We start from the raw sequence: 14,845 nt of genomic DNA, 5'->3' as shown, positions 1-14,845 counted from the left end.
ATGGACGGCAAGATGCTGGCCCGGCTCGGGGCCGTGGTGTTCGTTGCGATTGCCTTGACAGTGACCGCAATCGACATGGCGCGGAAGGATGAACCTTCCGCGCCGCTCCCGGCCTCGGCCCTCCAGCCGCCGCCCGATCCCCTGCGCGCCAGCCTGCGCCGTTGCCAGCAGCTCGGCGAGGCCGCCGCAAGCGATGCCGACTGCCTCGCCGCTTGGGCTGAATCCCGCGACCGCTTCCTCGGCCGTGACCGCAGCGAGGCGCGCTGACCATGGGCAACACGGGCGTCATCGACAATTTCCTCGGAGTCTTCACCTCCTACATCGACAGTGGTTTTGGGCTGCTCGGCGGCGAGGTCGCCTTCATCGCCACAACGCTGATCGTCATCGACGTGACGCTCGCCGCGCTCTTTTGGGCATGGGGCGCGGATGACGACATTATCGCGCGGCTGGTCAAAAAGACGCTGTTCATCGGCGTCTTCGCCTACATCATCGGCAATTGGAACAACCTCGCCCGCATCGTCTTCGAGAGTTTCGCCGGCCTCGGCCTCATGGCCTCGGGCACCGGCTTTTCCGTCACCGATCTGATGCGGCCGGGCCGCGTGGCGCAGACCGGCCTCGACGCCGGCCGTCCGCTTCTCGATTCCATTTCCGACCTGATGGGCTGGATCAGCTTCTTCGAGAACTTCATCCAGATCGCGTGCCTGCTGTTTGCATGGGCGCTGGTGGTGCTGGCCTTCTTCATCCTCGCCATCCAGCTTTTCGTGACGCTGATCGAGTTCAAGCTGACCACGCTCGCCGGCTTCGTCCTGATCCCCTTCGGCCTGTTCGGCAAGACCGCCTTCATGGCCGAGAAGGTCTTGGGCAATGTGGTGTCGTCCGGCATCAAGGTCTTGGTGCTCGCCGTCATCATCGGCATCGGCAGCACCTTATTTTCGCAATTCACGGCCGGTTTCGGCGGGGCAACCCCGACCATCGACGACGCCATGGCGATTGTGCTGGCAGCCCTGTCGCTGCTCGGCCTCGGCATCTTCGGCCCCGGCATCGCCAACGGCATCGTCTCTGGCGGCCCGCAGCTCGGCGCGGGCGCGGCCGTGGGAACCGGCCTTGCGGTCGCAGGTGCAGGTGTCGCCGCTGGCGGCGGGGCTATGCTTGCGGCCAAGGGCGGTGCTGCCGCCCTCTCCGGTGGGGCCGCGGCCGTCCGCGGCGGTGCGACCGCCGCGGGCGCGGCAACCGCAGCCTATAGCGTCGGCGCGCTCGGCCAGTCCGGCGCGGTCGGTGTTGCTTCCGGCCTTGGTGGTGTTGCCCGCGCCGCAGGCTCGGCCGCCGTCTCTCCCTTGAAGCGCGCCGTCTCGAAAGCCACCGAGAGCGTCAAGTCCAGCTTTTCCGGTGGCGCACGCGCCGCCTTCGGTGTGACCGGCGGCTCATCCACCGCAGGCACGGTCGGCGGCGCGAGCGCCGATCCCACCGCAGCAGCATCCGGCCCGGCCGGCAGCCCGCCCGCATGGGCGCAACGGATGCGGCGCTCGCAGGCCATGAACCACGGCACGACCATGGCCGCCCATGCGGTGCGCTCCGGCGACAGCCACGGCTCCGGTTCCTCCATCAACCTTTCCGAAAGTGACCGCTCATGAGCATCTTCAAACGACCAGCAACCCACTACGGCAAATCGCCGGAACCCGAGACGCCCTATCAGAAGGCCGCGCAGGCATGGGACGAGCGTATCGGCTCGGCCCGCGTGCAGGCGAGGAACTGGCGTTATATGGCCTTCGGTTCCCTGATCCTGTCGGCCGGCTTCGCCTCGGCGCTGGTCTGGCAATCCGCGCGCGGGACCGTGGTGCCGTGGGTGGTGCAGGTGGACAATCTTGGACAGGCGCAGACCGTCGCGCCGGCCGCCGCCGATTATCGCCCGACCGACCCGCAGATCGCTTTCCATCTCGGCCGATTCATCGAGCAGGTCCGCGCGATCCCGGCCGACGCGATCATTGTCCGCCAGAACTGGCTTCGCGCCTACGAATGGACCACGGATCGCGGGGCGGCGGCGCTCAACGACTACGCCCGCGCCAATGATCCTTTCGCCAAGGTCGGCCGTCAACAGGTCGCCGTCGAGGTGTCTAGCGTCATCCGGGCGTCCCCCAACAGCTTCCGCGTCGCGTGGACCGAACGCCATTTCGAGAACGGCCAGCTTTCCAGCACGGAACGATGGACCGCGATCCTGACCATCGCCATCCAGCCGCCGCGCGATGCCGAACGGCTGCGCGCCAATCCGCTCGGCATCTACGTCAACGCAATTTCGTGGTCGCGGGAGATGAGCCAATGAGGACGATCACCCGCACCCCCACAATCGCGGCCGTGCTGCTTTCTGCCACCATGCTCGCAGGCTGCGCCACCAACCGGACGCCGCAATTCAGCTATGACGCCAGCGTACCCCCGCTGCCAACCGTGCAGGCGGCGGCAACCGATAACACGCCCCGGCCTTTGCGTGTGCCCCCTGCATGGACCGTCGCGCGTGGAGGAACCGCCGCAGGGACGCCGGCCGGCCGCGTCGAGAACGCCAATGCAGCCGCCCGCGTCGAGCCGCGCCGGGAAGGCTACTACAATGCAATCCAGATTTATCCGTGGTCGGAAGGCGCGCTCTATCAGGTCTATGCCGCAGTCGGGCAGATCACGACCATTGCGCTGGAGCCGGGCGAGAGCCTGACAGGCGCGGGGCCGATTGCGGCCGGCGACACCGCCCGCTGGATCATAGGCGACACCGAGAGCGGCAGCGGTGCGAACCGCCGCGTCCATATCCTCGTGAAACCGACGCGACCTGACATTTCCACCAACCTTGTCGTCACCACCGACCGGCGCACCTACATGATCGAGTTGCGCGCGCGGGAATCACTCTACATGCCGGCCGTCGCATGGGCCTATCCCGCACCGCCTGCCGGCCAGCGTCACACCGTTCCAGCCGCACCGATCATCCCGGCCGAGGCTGCGCGGAACTACCGCTATGCATTGCACGTGCAGGGCGACAACCCGCCATGGCGGCCGGCTTCCGTGTTCGACGATGGCCGGCGCGTCTATGTCGTCTTCCCGGCCGGGATCGTGCAGGGCGAAATGCCGCCGATTTTCGTGCTCGGCACGAATGGCGAACCGCAGATCGTCAACAGCCGAGTCCACCAGAACGTCCTGATCGTGGACCGCCTGTTCGGCGCGGCCGAGCTGCGCCTTGGCAACGGCAACCGCCAGCAGGTCGTCAGGATCGTTCGCATCAACCCGACGCAGGCCGCTGCCGCACAGCCCGCCAGCGCGACCGGAGGCTCCCCGTCATGACCGACAACACCATCAGCGACACCATCGCGCCCATGCGCCTGCGCGCCGAACCGCCGCGCGTCACCCGCCTGTCTCGCAAGATGCTGGCAGGCGTCGGCGCGGTCGCCTTGCTCGGCATCGGCGGCGCACTGATCTACGCGCTCCAGATCCGCGATGCAGGGCCGGGAGGCGAAGAACTCTATTCGACCGAGAACCGCCCAACGGCGGACGGCCTGTCCGGCTTGCCGCGCGACTATACGGGGCCGGTGCTCGGCCCGGCGCTGCCCGGCGACCTCGGCCGTCCGATCCTCGACGCGCAGAACAGGGGACAGCCGGTCGCGCCGCCCGTCATGACGACGCCCGCCGTCGATCCCGAAGAAGAACGCCGCCGCGCCGAGGAAGAAGCCGCGCGCTTGAGCAACGTGTTTTTCCAGTCCGGCCCACGCACGGGAGCGCCGGCAGGAACGTCCATGCCCGGCCTTGCAGGACTCGGCCTCGGCGGACAGCCCGCGACGCAAGACCGGCACGCGGCTTTCCTCAACGGACCCGTGGACCGGCAGACCATCGCGCCGGATCGCGTCGCGCCGCCGGCATCGCCCTACATCCTTCAGGCCGGGGCCGTGATCCCCGCCGCGCTCATCACCGGCATCCGCTCGGACCTGCCGGGCCAGATCACGGCGCAAGTGACCGAGAACGTCTATGACAGCCCGACCGGCAGCCTGCTCCTGATCCCGCAAGGGACGCGCATCATCGGTCAATACGATGACGGCGTGACCTTCGGCCAGCGCAGGGTGCTCTTGGTGTGGAATCGCCTGATCCTGCCCGGTGGCCGTTCCATCGTCCTTGAGCGCCTGCCGGGCGCGGACGCCAGCGGCTATGCCGGGCTGGAAGACGGGGTTGATTACCATTGGTGGGATCTGATGAAGGCCGCAGGGCTGTCCACGCTGCTCGCAGTCGGCACGGAGCTGGCGACCAGCGACGAGGACCGGCTTGTTCGAGCTATCCGCGACGGGGCGCAGGATACCGTCAATCAGGCGGGCCAGCAGATCGTGCAGCGCCAGTTGCAGGTTGCGCCGACTCTCACCATCCGGCCCGGCTTCCCGGTCAGGATCATCGTCACCCGCGACCTTGTATTTGAGCCGGCAGGAGGTTGACCATGACCAAGCTGAAACTCGGCCCGCTTCCCGACGACAAGCCCGTGAAGGTGACGGTGGAGCTACCCGCGCCGCTTCACCGCGATCTGACCGCCTATGCCGAGGTGCTGGCCCGCGAGAGCGGCCAGCCCGTCGCCGATCCCGTCAGGCTCATCGTGCCCATGCTGGAGCGGTTCATCGCCACGGATCGCGGCTTCGCCAAGGCACGGCGAGCCGCCAACTGAGTCCCATCCCGGCAGGGGTGCCGCCAGCGCATAGACGCAAATGCGGCACGCTACAGCCCGCCGACTGCCCTCCATGGTTCGCCCAATTCCGGGGCCTACAGCGCCCCGGAATCCACCAGAACCAAGGAGGATTCCATGTGTGCAGAGCGCCGTCGCGCCCGCAAAGGGCGACCGCGACAGCCGGTCCCCGAGACACTTCCCGACGATCTTTTCGACTATGCCGACGAACCTACGCCGGACGGCCGGGAGCGCCGCAGGTCGCCGCTTCGCATCGTCGATGTGGTGTCGTTGCCTGTCTTCGACGACTGGCCCGAGAAGGTGCCGATCACCGAGGAAGAACTGCAAATCTTCGAGCGGTATTTCGGTGACGTGCTCGACCGACTGTTCGGCCCAATCGACGATCCTGGCAATCAGGACTTGCAACGGTTATCCTCCGATGATAACACTAAGCCATGAGCGAGGATCGTGACCCGAGCCTCGACACGCTTCTGGACCTCGACGGACAGGTGCTCGTTGTCGATCCCGAGGGCGGCCATTGGGTGAAGTTCGTCGTCACCCGCGTTCCGGCCTCGCCGGAAAAGCCGCACGGCCTCGATTATTCGCTCACGCTTCACGGGCCTTCGGGCGAACGGTTGGTCGGATTCGATAACGCCCATCCGGTCGGCCGAGGAAGGCGGGGCGAGCCGATGGACCACCGGCATCGCCTCCAGACCGTGAAGCCCTACGCCTACGAGGATGCGGCCACGCTGCTGGCCGACTTCTGGCAGGCGGCGGACGCGGTGTTGAAGGAACGAGGCGTAACATGACCACATTGAAAGTCGGGATTGCCGACTACGACGAGATGAAGGCGCGCACCATGCGGATCGCCAAAGGCGAGGAAAAGCCCGCACCCGACGATCCGAAGGTGTGGTTCACATCCATGGAATCCTTCGCGCAGCTCCTTTCGAGCGGGAACCGCGAGTTGCTGCGCGTCATCGACGAGCAGTCACCCGGTTCGCTGGAGGAACTGTCGCGGATCACGGGACGGGCGAAGCCTAACCTGTCCCGAACCCTCAAGAAGATGGCGAGCTACGGCCTGATCCGTATGGACCCCGGCGAGGGCCAGAAGCTCGTCCCTAAGGTGCTGCATGACCGCGTGGAGCTGGAATTGCCGCTGATAGAACGTCGCACGGCGGAAGGAGTCCGGTCATGAATATGCAAAGTCCCCATGTTGCGCTGCGCGCCGCGCTCTACCTGCGCGTTTCCACCACGCGGCAGGCCGAGCATGACGTGTCGATCCCCGACCAGCGCAAGCAGGGCGAGGCTTATTGTGTCTCGCGCGGCTACCAGCTTGTCGAAACCTTCGTGGAAGCCGGCGCTTCGGCCACCAATGACCGCCGCCCCGAGTTCCAACGGATGATCGAGGCCGGCACGTCCAAGCCCGCGCCCTTCGATGTCGTCGTGGTCCATTCGTTCAGCCGGTTCTTCCGCGATCACTTCGAGCTGGAGTTCAACGTCAGGAAGCTCGCCAAGAACGGCGTCAAGCTGGTGTCCATCACGCAGGAGATGGGCGACGACCCCATGCACGTCATGATGCGGCAGATCATGGCGCTGTTCGACGAATACCAGTCGAAGGAGAACGGCAAGCACGTCATGCGCGCCTTGAAGGAGAACGCCCGGCAAGGCTTCTGGAACGGCTCCCTGCCGCCCATCGGCTACCGTGTCGTCGATGCCGAGCAGCGCGGCGCGAAGATGAAGAAGAAGCTGGAGATCGACCCGCTCCATGCCGACACCGTGCGGCTGATTTTCCGCCTTGCATCGGAAGGCGACGGCACGTCCGGCCCCATGGGCGTCAAGAACATCGTCAATCACCTGAACAAGCACCGCATGTTTACCCGCAACGGCGGGCGTTGGGGCATCGGCCAGCTTCACCGTGTCCTGACCCGGCGCACCTATATCGGCGAGCATCGCTTCAATCGCCGCTCCAATAAGGGCGTGGTGAAGCCGGAGGAGGAAATCGTCACCGTCGCCGTGCCGCCGCTGATCGACCTTGAGATATTCGAGGCCGTGCAGAATCGCTTGAAGGTCAACAATCCGAAGGTGACGCCGCCGCGCGTCGTCAGCGGCCCGAACCTGCTGACCGGCATCTGCCATTGCGGCAATTGCGGAGGCGCAATGACGCTGCGCACCGGCAAGAACGGCCGGTATCGCTACTATGCTTGCTCGATTCGGGCACGGCAGGGCGACACAGGCTGCAAGGGCCGCGCGATCCCGATGGATAAGCTCGACCGCATGGTGGTGACGCATATCGAGGAAAGGCTTCTCGACCCCGAGCGGATCGAAGACGTTCTCGCCTCGCTTCTGGATCGCCGGCAGGAAGGCGTCGAGCGGCGCAGCCAGCATATTGCCGAGTTGAACCATCGCGCGGCCGAGGCCGACAACCGCCTCAAGCGCCTCTACGATGCCATTGAAGCCGGTTCGCTCGACCCGGCCGAGTCTTCCCTTGGCGAGCGCATCGCGGGCCTCACGGCGCTTCGGGATCAGGCGCGGGCCGATGCCACGCGGATCGAAGCCATGCTCGCAAGCTCTACCCACCAGCGCCTCACCGGGGCAGCCGTGCGGGAACTGGCGAGCGAAGCACGCACCCGACTGCGGCTTGGAAAGGGCGGCTATCGGCGGGAACACGTCCGGGCCTTCGCCCAACACGTCGAGGTCGCAGACGACGCGATCTACATCAAAGGAAGCAAAAACGTCCTGTTGAGGACGCTGGTAGCCGCCAAGGGAGGGAAATCGGCGGGAATCGGCGTTCCCGGTTTTGTTCCGAAGTGGCGGAGCGGACGGGACTCGAACCCGCGACCCCCGGCGTGACAGGCCGGTATTCTAACCAACTGAACTACCGCTCCGCAGCGGTTTACAACCTTGCCAGATTAACTGGCGTCCCCTAGGGGATTCGAACCCCTGTACCCACCGTGAAAGGGTGGTGTCCTAGGCCTCTAGACGAAGGGGACAGGACAAACAAGTCGCGTATTGTAGCATATTTCAACACGCTTTGCCTTGCGGCGTTTTCTTCGTTAGGTGGTGGAGGTAAGCGGGATCGAACCGCTGACCTCTTGCATGCCATGCAAGCGCTCTCCCAGCTGAGCTATACCCCCGTTGTTGTGTTGCTTAACGAAGAAGCGAGATTATGCATGAATTTTTTGTTGTGTGCAAGTCGGCGTGTTTTTTTGGGGTCAGACCCCATGCGGGGTCTGACCCCTCCTGAAAAAGCCCAGGGCAAGAAGCAGCAGGCTGACGGCCAGGACAGGCAGGTTGCCGTACTTCACGTAAGGTGTCATGCCGGCCGTGCCTTGCACCTCGACGTCCAGCACGCCGATGCGCTGTGGGTCCAGCTGGGCGCGCACCCGTCCGGTCGGGTCGATGGCGGCGGTCATGCCGGTATTGGTCGCGCGTATCATCGGGCGGCCGGATTCCAGCGCGCGCATGCGCGAGATTTGCAGATGCTGGCGCAGAGACCAGGAGTCGCCGAACCAGGCCAGGTTGCTCAGGTTGACCAGAATGGTCGCTCCGGGGCCATGCTCTTCGTGGTCCCGCACCGATCGGATGATTTCCTCTCCGAAGACGTCTTCGTAGCAGATGTCGGGCGCGATCCTCTGGCCTTCGATCTGGAAGACGGGCTGGCGGGTTTCGCCCCGATCGAAGTCGCCCAAGGGAATTTTCATGGCATCGACGAACCATCGGAAGCCGGGCGGAATGAATTCGCCGAACGGCACGAGATGGTGCTTGTCGTAGCGCTGGGGCGGCGCGGCTTGCGTCAGCGCGGCCAAGGGCGTGGAGGCGTCGAAGGCAATGGCGCTGTTGGTGTAGCGCATGGTGCCGTCGCGCTGGTCGCGCAGGGGCACGCCCATGAGGATGTCCGCGTTTCGTTGGGCGGCGACGTCGCGCCATTTTTGCCAGGCCGCGGGAGCAATGCTGTCCTGGAACAAGGGCATGACCGTTTCCGGCAGCACGATCAGGTCGGGCTCCCCGTCCGGTGTCTTGGGCGGCAGGGCGGCCAGTTCCAGATACGTGGCGATACCCCTGTTCATCAGGACGGGGTCGAATTTTTCAGACTGCGGAATATTGCCTTGAACCAGTCTGACGATCAGGGGATCTCCTTGCGGTTTCGTCCAGGCCACATGGCCAAGGCCGATACCGATTAGGCCCGAGACGATGGCGAGGCCGACGCCGACCGCCGCTTTGGCATCATTCTTCGTATCTTTAGCGCAGGCCAGCAAAGCAATGGCCGCCGAGGCGAAGGCCGCAAGCCAGGCCACGCCATAGACGCCCATGATGGGTGCCCAGGGGGCCAGAACGCCCTCGATGTGCGCATAGCCGATATTCAGCCAGGGGAAGCCGGTGAACAGTGTGCCCCTCAGCCACTCCGTCAATGTCCAGCTTGACGCCCACAGCGCGGCCGTGAACAGCTGCCGCACGCCGCTGTACGACGAGGCGGACCATATGCCCGCCAGCCAGCGGGCGAGCGCCGTGGCACAAGCGGCGTAGAGCGCCAGTGCCGCGGCAAGCAGCAGGACCGCGCTTATCGCCAGCGGCAGCGCCATGCCGCCGTAGAAATGCATGCTGATGTACAGCCAGTACAGGCCGCAGGTAAAATTGCCGAAACCGAAGGCGAAGCCGTACCTGGCGGCCGCCCCGGCGGACGGTGCGCGCAGCGCATGGTATGCGAGTATGGCCAGTGAAAAGGTCTGTATGTAGGGCAGAGCCCAGGGCGGCAGGGGGCCTGGAGCGAAGGACAGGGCATGCGCGGCGCCGAGCAGCGCCAGTCCCGCCAGCCTGCCATCGAATGGGTGGCGCAGGTTCAAGGTCATTCCGCGCCGGAAGGGGCGGCCGGTTCGGTGTTGTCGTGCTGGATGTGAAGCCAGAGCGCGCGCTTGGCGTCTGCCCCGACCACGGTGATGTTCAGCCCTTGGTGACTGATGCTGTCGCCACGGCGGGGGATGCGTCCCAGCTCGGCCGCCAGCCAGCCGCCTATGGTGTCGTAGTCGTCGTCGGGCAGGTCGGTATTGAAACTGTCGTTGAAGGTTTCGATTTCCGTGATGCCCATGGCCCGCCAGCTGTTGGTGCCGGTCTGGAAGATGGTTTTCTCGGCTTCTTCGTCGAACTCGTCTTCGATGTCGCCGACGATCTGCTCCAGGACGTCTTCCATGGTGACCAGGCCGGAAATGCCGCCGTGTTCGTCGACGACGATGGCCAGGTGGTTGCGGCTGCTGCGGAAGTCGTGCAGCAGGACATTGAGCCTCTTGGTTTCAGGAATGAACACGGCCGGGCGGACCAGAGGGCGCAGGTCGATGGCCGGATTCGTGATGATCAGGAGCAAGTCCTTGGCAAGCAGGATGCCGACGATGTTGTCGCGGTCGTCTTCGTACACGGGGAAGCGGGAATGGCCGGTTTCAATGATTTCCGGCAGGAGGCCGTCGAGAGGCTTGCTGATGTCCAGCATGTCCATCTTCGACCTGGGCACCATGATGTCGGCGACGGTCTGGTTGGCGACTTCCAGCGCGCCTGAGATCATGGCGTAGGCTTCGCCGTCGAGCACTTGCCGATCGTGCGCGGCTTCCAGTACCGCCTTGATGTCTTCGCGGTCTTCGGGTTCCGAGGGCCGCATGAACGCGGTCAGGCGTTCAAACAATGATTTTGAAGTGGGTTTTGCCGGGCGAGGCTCGGCATCGGGTGAGCTAGGTTCTGACATTGTCCCAAGGACTGAATACGAGGAGTTTTAGCATAACCGAAAATGCCGCCAGGGGGTGGGGTCAGACCCCGTACGGGGTCTGACCCCCTGTTTACTAATCCCCATACGGATCGGCGATGCGCATTTTCTTCAATATATGGACCTCGAGGCCTTCCATTTCAAGGGCTTCCGCGGCATCGACGTGGTCATAGCCCAATGCATGCAGGACACCATGCACGGTCAGATGCGCCGCATGGTCCAGCAGGTTCTTGCCTTGTTCGGCCGCTTCGCGGTGCAGGACCGGCAGGCACAGGACGATGTCGCCGGATGCCGTACCGCCTGGATCGATGCCGTACTCGAAAGTCAGCACGTTCGTCGCGTAATCCTTGTTGCGGAACGAGCGGTTCAGCTCGCGGCCTTCGTCGGCATCGACCAGCCTGAGCGTGAGCGCGACGGCGGCCGGAGCGGGCGCATCCGGATTTGCGGCCGAGGCCCGGGCGTGGACGACGGCTTCGACGGCGCGCAGGACCCAACGGCGCAGCCGCCAGCGCGGCAGTTCCGGCGCCGGGGAGCCGTACTGAATGGCAAGCGAAAGATCAGGCGACATGGTCGCCGGCTTTCTCATAGGCGTCTACGATGCGTGCGACCAGAGGGTGCCGGACGACGTCGCGGCTGGTGAAGCGAGTGGTGGCGATGCCTTGCACCGATTCCAGGATGTCGACGGCATGGAGCAGTCCGCTGGCCTGGCCGCGCGGCAGGTCCACCTGCGAAGGGTCGCCGTTGATGACCGCCTTGCTGCCGAAGCCGATGCGGGTCAGGAACATTTTCATTTGCTCGGGCGTCGTGTTTTGCGCCTCGTCGAGAATGACGAAAGCATGGTTGAGGGTGCGCCCGCGCATATAAGCCAGCGGCGCGATCTCTATGGTCTGTTTTTCGAACAGCCGCTGCACGCGCTCTATGCCCATCAGGTCATACAGCGCATCGTAGAGCGGGCGCAGATATGGGTCGACTTTCTGGACCAGGTCGCCCGGCAAGAAGCCCAGGCGCTCGCCGGCTTCGACGGCAGGGCGGGTCAGGACGAGGCGCTGGACGGTCTCCCGTTCCAGCGCATCGATGGCGCAGGCCACGGCCAGCCAGGTCTTGCCCGTGCCGGCGGGGCCGATTCCGAAGGTGATATCGTGGCGCAGAATGCTGTTCAGGTAATCGCGCTGACGCGGCGTGCGGGGACGCAGGTCGGACTTGCGCGTGCGCAAGCTGAGGCTTTGATCGTCTACCGGTGGAATCTCGGGCAGCGCGGCCGGTTCGGGCGCGGATTCGCTGCCCGCCGTTTCGCGGCCGACGCCCAGTTCGACCATGCCCAGTTGTATGTCGTCGACCGAAAGCGGTTTGTGCGTGGCCCGCCGATGAAACCACTGCAGCGCCTTGCCCGCGGCCTTGGCCTGGTCGCCCGCGATGGTCACATGCTCGCCGCGCCGGTTCAGAGTGACATTCCAGCCGTCGGCGATCTGCTTGAGGTTTTCGTCGAGCGGGCCGCAGAGGTTGGCGAGATGCATGTTGTCGCCTTCCAGCGTGACGGTCACGGGCTTGGCCGTTTTTGTGGGTCGTGTCATGCGCGGGCGCTGTCCTCGGATTCGTTGATGACGATCTCGCCTTTCAGTGAGTTGGTCAGGGTCTGGATAATGCGTACGTCCACCATCTGCCCGATCAAGCGCGGGTTGCCGATGAAGTTCACCATCCGGTTGTTCTCGCTGCGGCCGGAGAGCTCGTTGGGGTCGCGCCGGGACGGCTTTTCGACCAGGATGCGCTGTACGGTGCCGACCATGCCGCGGCTGATCGCGGCCGCCTGCTCGTTCACCTGCGCCTGCAGCCTGTGCAGGCGATCGAGCTTTTCTTCTTTGCTGGTGTTGTCTTCGAGGTCGGCCGCCGGTGTACCGGGACGGCGCGAGTACACGAAGGAGAAGGACTGGTCGAAACCGACGTCTCGTATCAAAGTCAGCGTTTTCTGGAAGTCTTCTTCGGTTTCACCCGGAAAGCCCACGATGAAATCCGAGGACAGCGTCATGTCGGGTCGGGCGGCGCGCAATCGCCGAACGATGGACTTGAACTCCAGCGAGGTATAGCCACGCTTCATCGCGGACAGAACCCGGTCGCTGCCCGCCTGGACGGGCAGGTGCAGGAAAGGAACCAGCTTCGGCAGCGTGCCGTGCGCCTCGATGAGGCGGGTGGTCATCTCCTTGGGGTGGGACGTGGTATACCGGATGCGCTCGATGCCCGGGATCTCGTGCACGTATTCAAGCAGCATGGCGAAGTCGGCGATCTCGCCGCCGCCGTCCATGGGACCGCGGTAGGCGTTCACGTTCTGGCCCAGCAGCGTGACTTCCTTGACGCCCTGGTCGGCCAGGTCGGCGATTTCCACCAGGACATCATCGAAGGGGCGCGAAACTTCGGCGCCCCGGGTGTAGGGCACGACACAGAAGCTGCAGTATTTGCTGCAGCCTTCCATGATGGAGACGAAAGCGGTCGGTCCGTCGACGCGGGCGGGAGGCAGGGCGTCGAACTTTTCGATTTCGGGAAAGCTGATGTCCACTTGAGCGCGGCCCGATTCACGGCGCCGGGCGATGAGTTCGGGAAGGCGGTGCAGGGTCTGCGGGCCAAACACCACGTCGACATAGGACGCACGTTTGACGATGGCTTCCCCTTCCTGGCTGGCCACGCAGCCGCCCACGCCGATGATGAGTCCCGGCTTGCTTTGCTTGAGATGCTGTACGCGCCCCAGGTCCGAAAACACCTTTTCCTGTGCTTTTTCGCGTACGGAACAGGTATTGAAGAGGATGATGTCCGCTTCTTCGGGATCTTGCGTAAGCTCGACGCCCTGGTCATCCCGGAGGACGTCCGCCATCTTGTCGGAGTCGTACTCGTTCATCTGGCAGCCGAAGGTGCGGATGAACAGTTTGCGGGTCGAGGAGGAGGCGGATGCCGCGGGCTGAGCGGCGTCGTCGGACGGTGCGCCGGCCCGCTTGATGGAGGTTTCTTGCATGACGTTCGCCGTGACGGGTGTATATCCCGGGGGCCGAAATGGAAAGCCGGTATTGTACTGCCAACTGGCAAATCCAACTTCTTATATGATTGATGGATATCAATATATCTATAATGCATATAATGTAAGCGACTTTCTCGATTGAAGCAGCCCGGCCGGGCCCTCGGGGCCGGCATCACTTGTAAACAAGGAGACAAAATGAGAGAACTCACCAACCCGTCACGTCGTCGGATGCTGGCTTCCACCGGAGGCGTCGTCGCCTTGGCCGGACTGGGCGGCATGAACCGCGCAAACGCCGCCAGCGCGCCGGCTGCGGCGGCGCCAGCCGCTGCGCCCGCCGCGAAACCCTTGCCCGAGTACGCGAAATGGAAGAATGCGGACGCCCTCATCGTCCATAGCGCCAACACCATAGAAACCAAGCGCGGGGCCTTCGGTTCCAGCGTCATCACGCCTTCAGATCGTCTGTTCATACGCAACAACATCGCGCCCCCATCACAGGATATCGTCAAGGATCCTGACGCCTGGACCCTGGAAGTCGACGGCGTTGCCAAGCCGCGCAGCTTCACCGTGGCGGAACTCAAGACCCTGGGGCTGACGGCCGTGCCCATGGTGCTGCAGTGCTCCGGCAATGGCCGGGCCTGGTTTCCCAGCAAGCCCAGCGGCACGCAATGGACCGTCGGCGCCGCAGGCTGCGTGATCTTTACCGGCGTTCCAGTCAAGGCGCTGCTTGAAGCTGTCGGCGGCATGTCCGACGGCATGGTCTACATGACGAGCACCGGAGGCGAGGACATTCCTGCCGGCCTGGATCCCAAGGACGTCATGGTGGAGCGCTCGGTGCCGATTTCCGCGATCGAAGACGCCATCCTTGCGTGGGAGCTGAATGGCGAGCCACTGCCTCTGGCGCATGGCGGGCCGTTGCGCATCGTCGTGCCGGGCTATACCGGCGTGAATTCGGTCAAATACATCAAGCGGCTGGCTTTCACCAAAGAGCAATCTCCGGCCAAGATACAGCAGACCGGCTACCGTATGGCGCCGGTGGGCGCCAAAGGCGAGCCCACCCAGGCGTCCATCTGGGAAATGCCGCCCAAGTCCTGGATCAATACCCCTGCCGATCCCGACCAGCCCATCAAGGCGGGCCGGGTGGTGATCAGCGGGGTCGCCATGGGCGGCATGACAGCCGCCAAGAGCGTGGAAGTGTCGATCAATGGCGGCAAGGATTGGCAAACCGCGCAATTGGTCGGCCCTGATCTCGGCCCCTACGCCTGGCGCGAATTCGTCCTGCCCGTCAAGCTGGAGCCAGGAACCTACGAGCTGGCCAGCCGTAGCACGAACACGGCGGGCAAATCCCAGCCTGAAGAAAGAATGGAAAACAATCGCGGCTATCTGAACAATAGCTGGCGTGATCACATGGTAACAATCAAGGTCGCATAAG

16 protein-coding genes and 3 tRNA genes are annotated in these 14,845 nt (G+C 64.4%); 11 read left to right on the top strand and 8 right to left on the bottom strand.

The window, feature by feature from the left end:
- The 10 genes from trbK-alt (at window position 1) to ACSBPU_RS17360 (ending at window position 7,519) form a co-directional block, all read left to right on the top strand.
- The gene (gene trbK-alt, locus ACSBPU_RS17405) at window positions 1-267 is read left to right on the top strand and encodes a putative entry exclusion protein TrbK-alt (protein WP_029074216.1); all 267 of its coding nucleotides are present in this window, start codon (window positions 1-3) and stop codon (window positions 265-267) included.
- Between the two features lie 2 nt (window positions 268-269).
- Window positions 270-1,631, top strand: a complete 1,362-nt coding sequence (trbL, locus tag ACSBPU_RS17400) for a P-type conjugative transfer protein TrbL (RefSeq protein WP_029074217.1) — start codon at window positions 270-272, stop codon at window positions 1,629-1,631.
- Window positions 1,628-2,317 carry a conjugal transfer protein TrbF gene (gene trbF, locus ACSBPU_RS17395; RefSeq protein WP_029074218.1) on the top strand — a complete coding sequence of 230 codons (690 nt, stop codon included), beginning with the start codon at window positions 1,628-1,630 and terminating at the stop codon, window positions 2,315-2,317. Before trbL ends, trbF begins: the two co-directional genes overlap by 4 nt.
- Complete coding sequence (gene trbG / locus ACSBPU_RS17390) at window positions 2,314-3,315, top strand: P-type conjugative transfer protein TrbG (RefSeq protein WP_029074219.1); 1,002 nt, start codon at window positions 2,314-2,316, stop codon at window positions 3,313-3,315. The genes trbF and trbG overlap by 4 nt, the downstream gene beginning before the upstream one ends.
- The gene (locus tag ACSBPU_RS17385; protein WP_029074220.1) at window positions 3,312-4,448 is read left to right on the top strand and encodes a TrbI/VirB10 family protein; all 1,137 of its coding nucleotides are present in this window, start codon (window positions 3,312-3,314) and stop codon (window positions 4,446-4,448) included. The genes trbG and ACSBPU_RS17385 overlap by 4 nt, the downstream gene beginning before the upstream one ends.
- A 2-nt stretch (window positions 4,449-4,450) precedes the next feature.
- The gene (locus ACSBPU_RS17380; RefSeq protein WP_029074221.1) at window positions 4,451-4,672 is read left to right on the top strand and encodes a DUF2274 domain-containing protein; all 222 of its coding nucleotides are present in this window, start codon (window positions 4,451-4,453) and stop codon (window positions 4,670-4,672) included.
- Between the two features lie 135 nt (window positions 4,673-4,807).
- Window positions 4,808-5,128: a hypothetical protein gene (locus ACSBPU_RS17375; protein ID WP_029074222.1), complete on the top strand. Its 321-nt coding sequence runs from the start codon at window positions 4,808-4,810 to the stop codon at window positions 5,126-5,128.
- Window positions 5,125-5,478 (top strand): toxin-antitoxin system TumE family protein, encoded by a 354-nt coding sequence (locus ACSBPU_RS17370; protein ID WP_029074223.1) that lies wholly within the window; start codon window positions 5,125-5,127, stop codon window positions 5,476-5,478. Before ACSBPU_RS17375 ends, ACSBPU_RS17370 begins: the two co-directional genes overlap by 4 nt.
- Complete coding sequence (locus ACSBPU_RS17365) at window positions 5,475-5,864, top strand: HVO_A0114 family putative DNA-binding protein (RefSeq protein ID WP_051231117.1); 390 nt, start codon at window positions 5,475-5,477, stop codon at window positions 5,862-5,864. Before ACSBPU_RS17370 ends, ACSBPU_RS17365 begins: the two co-directional genes overlap by 4 nt.
- Window positions 5,861-7,519: a recombinase family protein gene (locus ACSBPU_RS17360; RefSeq protein ID WP_442598395.1), complete on the top strand. Its 1,659-nt coding sequence runs from the start codon at window positions 5,861-5,863 to the stop codon at window positions 7,517-7,519. The genes ACSBPU_RS17365 and ACSBPU_RS17360 overlap by 4 nt, the downstream gene beginning before the upstream one ends.
- Here the strand turns inward: ACSBPU_RS17360 and ACSBPU_RS17355 are convergent.
- From ACSBPU_RS17355 to miaB, 8 genes are all read right to left on the bottom strand, one after another.
- Window positions 7,478-7,554, bottom strand: a tRNA-Asp gene (locus ACSBPU_RS17355). The two genes, ACSBPU_RS17360 and ACSBPU_RS17355, sit on opposite strands and share 42 nt — an antisense overlap.
- A gap of 29 nt (window positions 7,555-7,583) precedes the next feature.
- A tRNA-Glu gene (locus tag ACSBPU_RS17350) sits at window positions 7,584-7,659 on the bottom strand.
- Window positions 7,660-7,727: 68 nt separating this feature from the next.
- Window positions 7,728-7,803, bottom strand: a tRNA-Ala gene (locus ACSBPU_RS17345).
- 78 nt (window positions 7,804-7,881) lie between these two features.
- Entirely contained in the window at window positions 7,882-9,516 is a 1,635-nt protein-coding gene (lnt, locus tag ACSBPU_RS17340) for an apolipoprotein N-acyltransferase (protein WP_442593123.1), read from the bottom strand.
- A complete protein-coding gene (locus ACSBPU_RS17335) occupies window positions 9,513-10,397 on the bottom strand; it encodes an HlyC/CorC family transporter (RefSeq protein ID WP_442593122.1) in 885 nt (294 codons plus the stop codon). The genes lnt and ACSBPU_RS17335 overlap by 4 nt, the downstream gene beginning before the upstream one ends.
- Before the next feature lie 94 nt (window positions 10,398-10,491).
- Complete coding sequence (ybeY, locus tag ACSBPU_RS17330) at window positions 10,492-10,983, bottom strand: rRNA maturation RNase YbeY (protein WP_442593121.1); 492 nt, start codon at window positions 10,981-10,983, stop codon at window positions 10,492-10,494.
- Window positions 10,973-11,986 (bottom strand): PhoH family protein, encoded by a 1,014-nt coding sequence (locus tag ACSBPU_RS17325; RefSeq protein ID WP_442593120.1) that lies wholly within the window; start codon window positions 11,984-11,986, stop codon window positions 10,973-10,975. Before ACSBPU_RS17325 ends, ybeY begins: the two co-directional genes overlap by 11 nt.
- Window positions 11,983-13,413: a tRNA (N6-isopentenyl adenosine(37)-C2)-methylthiotransferase MiaB gene (miaB, locus tag ACSBPU_RS17320; protein ID WP_442593119.1), complete on the bottom strand. Its 1,431-nt coding sequence runs from the start codon at window positions 13,411-13,413 to the stop codon at window positions 11,983-11,985. The genes ACSBPU_RS17325 and miaB overlap by 4 nt, the downstream gene beginning before the upstream one ends.
- 198 nt (window positions 13,414-13,611) lie before the next feature.
- Here miaB and sorT point away from each other — a divergent pair, with 198 nt between their 5' ends.
- Window positions 13,612-14,844 carry a SorT family sulfite dehydrogenase catalytic subunit gene (sorT, locus tag ACSBPU_RS17315; protein WP_442593118.1) on the top strand — a complete coding sequence of 411 codons (1,233 nt, stop codon included), beginning with the start codon at window positions 13,612-13,614 and terminating at the stop codon, window positions 14,842-14,844.
- Window position 14,845 lies beyond the last annotated feature (1 nt).

The organism is Parapusillimonas sp. JC17 (assembly GCF_052180245.1).
GTDB lineage: Bacteria > Pseudomonadota > Gammaproteobacteria > Burkholderiales > Burkholderiaceae_B > Parapusillimonas.
This window is presented reverse-complemented; position numbering and strand designations above follow the sequence as displayed.

Excerpts from the sequence above, each read along its gene's own strand:
- ACSBPU_RS17375 (WP_029074222.1), top strand. The coding sequence starts at position 4,808 with ATGTGTGCAGAGCGCCGTCGCGCCCGCAAAGGGCGACCGCGACAGCCG.
- trbL (WP_029074217.1), top strand. The coding sequence starts at position 270 with ATGGGCAACACGGGCGTCATCGACAATTTCCTCGGAGTCTTCACCTCC.
- ACSBPU_RS17385 (WP_029074220.1), top strand. The coding sequence starts at position 3,312 with ATGACCGACAACACCATCAGCGACACCATCGCGCCCATGCGCCTGCGC.
- lnt (WP_442593123.1), bottom strand. The coding sequence starts at position 9,516 with ATGACCTTGAACCTGCGCCACCCATTCGATGGCAGGCTGGCGGGACTG.
- ACSBPU_RS17325 (WP_442593120.1), bottom strand. The coding sequence starts at position 11,986 with ATGACACGACCCACAAAAACGGCCAAGCCCGTGACCGTCACGCTGGAA.
- ACSBPU_RS17365 (WP_051231117.1), top strand. The coding sequence starts at position 5,475 with ATGACCACATTGAAAGTCGGGATTGCCGACTACGACGAGATGAAGGCG.
- ACSBPU_RS17380 (WP_029074221.1), top strand. The coding sequence starts at position 4,451 with ATGACCAAGCTGAAACTCGGCCCGCTTCCCGACGACAAGCCCGTGAAG.
- ACSBPU_RS17360 (WP_442598395.1), top strand. The coding sequence starts at position 5,861 with ATGAATATGCAAAGTCCCCATGTTGCGCTGCGCGCCGCGCTCTACCTG.
- ACSBPU_RS17335 (WP_442593122.1), bottom strand. The coding sequence starts at position 10,397 with ATGTCAGAACCTAGCTCACCCGATGCCGAGCCTCGCCCGGCAAAACCC.
- ACSBPU_RS17370 (WP_029074223.1), top strand. The coding sequence starts at position 5,125 with ATGAGCGAGGATCGTGACCCGAGCCTCGACACGCTTCTGGACCTCGAC.
- trbK-alt (WP_029074216.1), top strand. The coding sequence starts at position 1 with ATGGACGGCAAGATGCTGGCCCGGCTCGGGGCCGTGGTGTTCGTTGCG.
- sorT (WP_442593118.1), top strand. The coding sequence starts at position 13,612 with ATGAGAGAACTCACCAACCCGTCACGTCGTCGGATGCTGGCTTCCACC.
- miaB (WP_442593119.1), bottom strand. The coding sequence starts at position 13,413 with ATGCAAGAAACCTCCATCAAGCGGGCCGGCGCACCGTCCGACGACGCC.
- trbF (WP_029074218.1), top strand. The coding sequence starts at position 1,628 with ATGAGCATCTTCAAACGACCAGCAACCCACTACGGCAAATCGCCGGAA.
- ybeY (WP_442593121.1), bottom strand. The coding sequence starts at position 10,983 with ATGTCGCCTGATCTTTCGCTTGCCATTCAGTACGGCTCCCCGGCGCCG.
- trbG (WP_029074219.1), top strand. The coding sequence starts at position 2,314 with ATGAGGACGATCACCCGCACCCCCACAATCGCGGCCGTGCTGCTTTCT.